Origin of the sequence: Aeromicrobium sp., from assembly GCF_036676885.1 — a bacterium.
Classification (GTDB): Bacteria; Actinomycetota; Actinomycetes; order Propionibacteriales; family Nocardioidaceae; genus Aeromicrobium.
On the sequence record NZ_JAKFCB010000298.1, the window covers coordinates 1 to 3,725 of the forward strand.

Here is a 3,725-nt window from a genome sequence, read left to right on the forward strand (position 1 = left end):
CCGGTTTGTGGTGACCCGATGACTACGCTGAGTCCGTGGCCACGGCATTCGGAAAGATCCTGCTCATCACCGGCAACGCCGAGTTCCTCGCCGACCGCACGCGCGCGCGTGCCGTCAAGGCCGTCACCGCAGAGCACCCCGAGTGCCAGGTCGCCGAGGCCAGCGCGTCCGGCCTGCAACCGGGAGAGCTGGCCGGGCTGACCAGCCCGTCGCTGTTCAGCGACGTGAGCGCGCTCGTGCTCACCGAGCTGCAGGACCTGCCCGAGGTCGCCCAGGCCGAGCTGCTGGCATACGCCGCAGAAACGTCGCCCGAGATCGCGGTCGTGCTGGTCCATGGGGGCGGCACCAAGGCCAAGGGCCTGCTCGACAAGCTCCGCAAGATCGCCACGGTCAGCGAGGTCAAGCTCGAGCAACCCAAGTACGAGCGCGACTACGCCCGCTGGGTCTACACCGAGATCCGCGACCTCGGCGCGCGCATCGACGAGGAAGCGGCGACGCTGCTGGTCGCCGCCGTGGGGCAGGATCTGCGCGCCCTCGCCGGAGCGGCCGACCAGCTCGTGTCCAACCTCGAGAAGGGCGCCGAGATCAGCGCCTCGCTCGTACGCCAGTACTTCGGCGGACGTGCCGACGTCCGCGGCTACGAGATCGCGGACGCCGCGATCGACGGCCGCATCAACGTCGCGCTCGAGGCGGCGCGCTGGGCCGAGACCGCCAAGGTCGCCCCGGTGCTCATCACCAGCGCCTTCGCGAGCGGGCTGCGCTCACTCGCCAAGCTGGCCAGCGCACCCGACGGCCTGCGCGACAACGACCTGGCGGCCCACATCGGCGCGCCGCCGTTCAAGATCCGGTCGATGCGGCAGCAGCTGCGGTCGTGGGAGCAGGACGGCCTGGCCCATGCGCTGGGCGCGGTGGCGCAGGCCGATCTCGACGTCAAGGGCGGCTCCGCGGACCCGGCATACGCGATCGAGCGCATGGTGCTTCAGGTGGCGGCGGCTCGCCGCAGGCACTGATGACGCAGGTCGGCTCGGTGGAGGCATCGACGACATCTCGTACCGGCCGGATCGATGCGGTCGACCTGGCCCGCGGCATCGCCCTGATCGGCATGATGCTGGTGCACATCGGCCCCTACTGGACAGAGCGCAACCCGCCGGTCGGACACATCGTGGCCGGGGGGCGTGCGGCGCCGCTGTTCGCGCTGCTCGCCGGGGTGGCGCTCTCGCTGGTCCATGACCGCGACCCGCGCGGCGCCGGTTCGACGCGGGCGACCGCGATCCGGGCCGCCCTGCTGATCGCGCTGGGTCTGGGCCTGGGATCGCTCCACGACATGCCGGTCTTCGTCATCCTGGCGTTCTACGGCCTGCTGATCGTCGTGGCGCTTCCGTTCAGACGGCTGTCGACGCGCGCATTGCTGGTGCTGGCCGCGGCGTGGGCTGTCGCAGCGCCGGTGCTGGTGCTCTGGGCGAGGATCAGCCACGAGCCCGTCGTGGCGGGGCAGGCCGAGCTCTCCGACCTCAAGCACCCCGGTGAGCTGCTGATGGAGCTGCTGGTGTGGGGCACCTACCCGGCGGCGGTGTGGTTCGCGTACGTCCTGGTGGGTCTCGCCGTCGGCCGGCTCGACCTCGACAGGGCTGCTGTCGCGTGGCGGCTGGTCCGGGATGGCGCCACCCTGCTGGCGGTGACGCTGCTGGCCGGATTGTTCCTGATCCGCACCGAGCGGGTGCACGACACCGATGACCTCGGCTGGCGGCTGCTGTTCGCCGAGCACTTCTGGCCGTTCGAGCCGGCCGGATGGAACGACCTCCTGCTCGTCGGCTCGCACACGTCGACCCCGCTCAACGTGCTCAGCGCGATCGGCTCAGCGGTGCTCGCGGTCGGCCTGTGCGCCCTGGTGCTGCGGATCCCGTGGGCGCGCATCGGCCTCACGCCCTTCCGGGCCGCCGGTGCGATGACGCTGACGCTCTACACGGTCCACGTCCTGTGGGCCTGGCGCATGCGGGTCGACTACATGGACGCCCACGACGGCCGCTGGGACACCGGCAGCCATCGCGACTGGTTGCTGCAGGTCGTCGTGCTGTGCCTCGGCGCTGCCCTGTGGCAACGATTCATCGGCAAGGGTCCGCTGGAGTGGCTCGTCCGCAGGCTCTCGGTCTGGGGCAGGCGGTCGAGGGCATGAAAAAACGCCCCGTATGAGTCGGGGCGTTGATTCAGCAGGCGTACGTCAGAGCGACGCGGCCTTCTTGGCGATGGCCGACTTGCGGTTGGCCGCCTGGTTCTTGTGGATGACGTTCTTGGAGGCCGCCTTGTCGAGCTTCTTGGTGGCCTCGCCGGCGAGCTTCTTGGCGTCGTCGGTGTTGCCGGCCGTCACGGCCTCCTCGAAGCGACGCACGGCGGTCTTGAGAGCCGAGCGCACGGACTTGTTGCGCTCGCGGGCCAGCTCGTTCTGCCGGTTGCGCTTGATCTGCGACTTGATATTCGCCACGGGGCAAACCTGTTTCTCTCGAATGTGTGAATGCTGCGAAAAAGTTGTTGGACGTGCCGAGGCACGCGACCGCCAACTCTATCAGTGAGCGGCCCGCCCCCTCAAATCGCCGAAGCTGAGCGAGCTGACGGCACAGCGTTGGGAGGCACGGCGCCGAGCACCCCACCCACGTGGCACGAGCATGCCCGGGGTGATGGGACAATGGGGACATCATGAGCACCAGCCCCGTTCCCCAGCCCGGGGCCACCGACCCACAGGTCCTGCGCAACTTCTGCATCATCGCGCACATCGACCACGGCAAGTCGACGTTGGCCGACCGCATGCTGCAGCACACCGGTGTTGTCGATGGCCGCGACATGAAGGCCCAGTACCTCGACCGCATGGACATCGAGCGCGAGCGCGGCATCACGATCAAGAGCCAGGCCGTGCGCATGCCGTTCACCAAGACCAGCGGTGACGACGCCGGCACGGTCTACATCCTCAACATGATCGACACCCCCGGCCACGTCGACTTCACGTACGAGGTCAGCCGCAGCCTCGAGGCGTGCGAGGGCGCGATCCTGCTGGTCGACGCCGCCCAGGGCATCGAGGCACAGACGCTGGCCAACCTCTACCTCGCGATCGACGCCGACCTCGACATCATCCCGGTGCTCAACAAGATCGACCTGCCCGGCGCGCAACCGGAGAAGTACGCCGCGGAGATCGCCGGCATCATCGGCGGCGACCCCGACGACGTGCTCCGGGTCTCGGCCAAGACCGGCCAGGGCGTCGAGGAGCTGCTCAACCTCATCGTCGACGAGGTGCCGCCGCCCAAGGGCGACCCCGACGCACCGCCCCGCGCGCTGATCTTCGACTCGGTCTACGACACCTATCGGGGCGTCGTGACGTACGTCCGCGTGTTCGACGGCAAGCTCTCGCACCGCGACCGCATCAAGATGATGTCGACCGGCGCCGTGCACGAGATGCTCGAGGTCGGCGTGATCTCGCCCGAGCCGGTCAAGGCCAAGGAGATCGGCGTCGGCGAGGTCGGCTACCTGATCACCGGCGTCAAGGAGGTCCGCCAGTCCCGCGTCGGCGACACCGTGACGTCCAACATCCGCGGCGCGACCGAGCCGCTCGGCGGCTACAAGAACCCCAATCCCATGGTGTTCGCCGGCCTCTACCCGATGGACGGCGACGACTACCCGACGCTGCGCGACGCCCTGGAGAAGCTGCAGCTCAACGACGCCGCCCTCGTCTACGAGCC

Annotated in this window: 4 protein-coding genes; 3 read left to right on the forward strand and 1 reads right to left on the reverse strand. The window is 69.1% G+C overall.

Going from position 1 to position 3,725, the window contains the following annotated elements; genetic code table 11:
• Nucleotides 1-35 precede the first annotated feature (35 nt).
• On the forward strand, nucleotides 36-1,010 hold the full coding sequence (gene holA, locus V6M46_RS13545; RefSeq protein ID WP_332666044.1) for a DNA polymerase III subunit delta: 975 nt from the start codon (nucleotides 36-38) through the stop codon (nucleotides 1,008-1,010).
• Nucleotides 1,010-2,173: a heparan-alpha-glucosaminide N-acetyltransferase domain-containing protein gene (locus tag V6M46_RS13550; RefSeq protein WP_332666047.1), complete on the forward strand. Its 1,164-nt coding sequence runs from the start codon at nucleotides 1,010-1,012 to the stop codon at nucleotides 2,171-2,173. Before holA ends, V6M46_RS13550 begins: the two co-directional genes overlap by 1 nt.
• A gap of 45 nt (nucleotides 2,174-2,218) precedes the next feature.
• Here the strand turns inward: V6M46_RS13550 and rpsT are convergent, their stop codons facing one another.
• Nucleotides 2,219-2,479, reverse strand: coding sequence for a 30S ribosomal protein S20 (gene rpsT, locus V6M46_RS13555; RefSeq protein WP_332666050.1), 261 nt, complete (start codon nucleotides 2,477-2,479; stop codon nucleotides 2,219-2,221).
• A gap of 212 nt (nucleotides 2,480-2,691) precedes the next feature.
• On the opposite strand from rpsT, the gene V6M46_RS13560 reads away from it, so the two are divergent.
• Nucleotides 2,692-3,725: GTP-binding protein (locus V6M46_RS13560; protein WP_332666052.1), on the forward strand; the 1,034-nt coding region annotated here is incomplete at its 3' end.

Coding starts and splice junctions, on each gene's coding strand:
- V6M46_RS13550 (WP_332666047.1), top strand. CDS start 1,010: ATGACGCAGGTCGGCTCGGTGGAGGCATCGACGACATCTCGTACCGGC.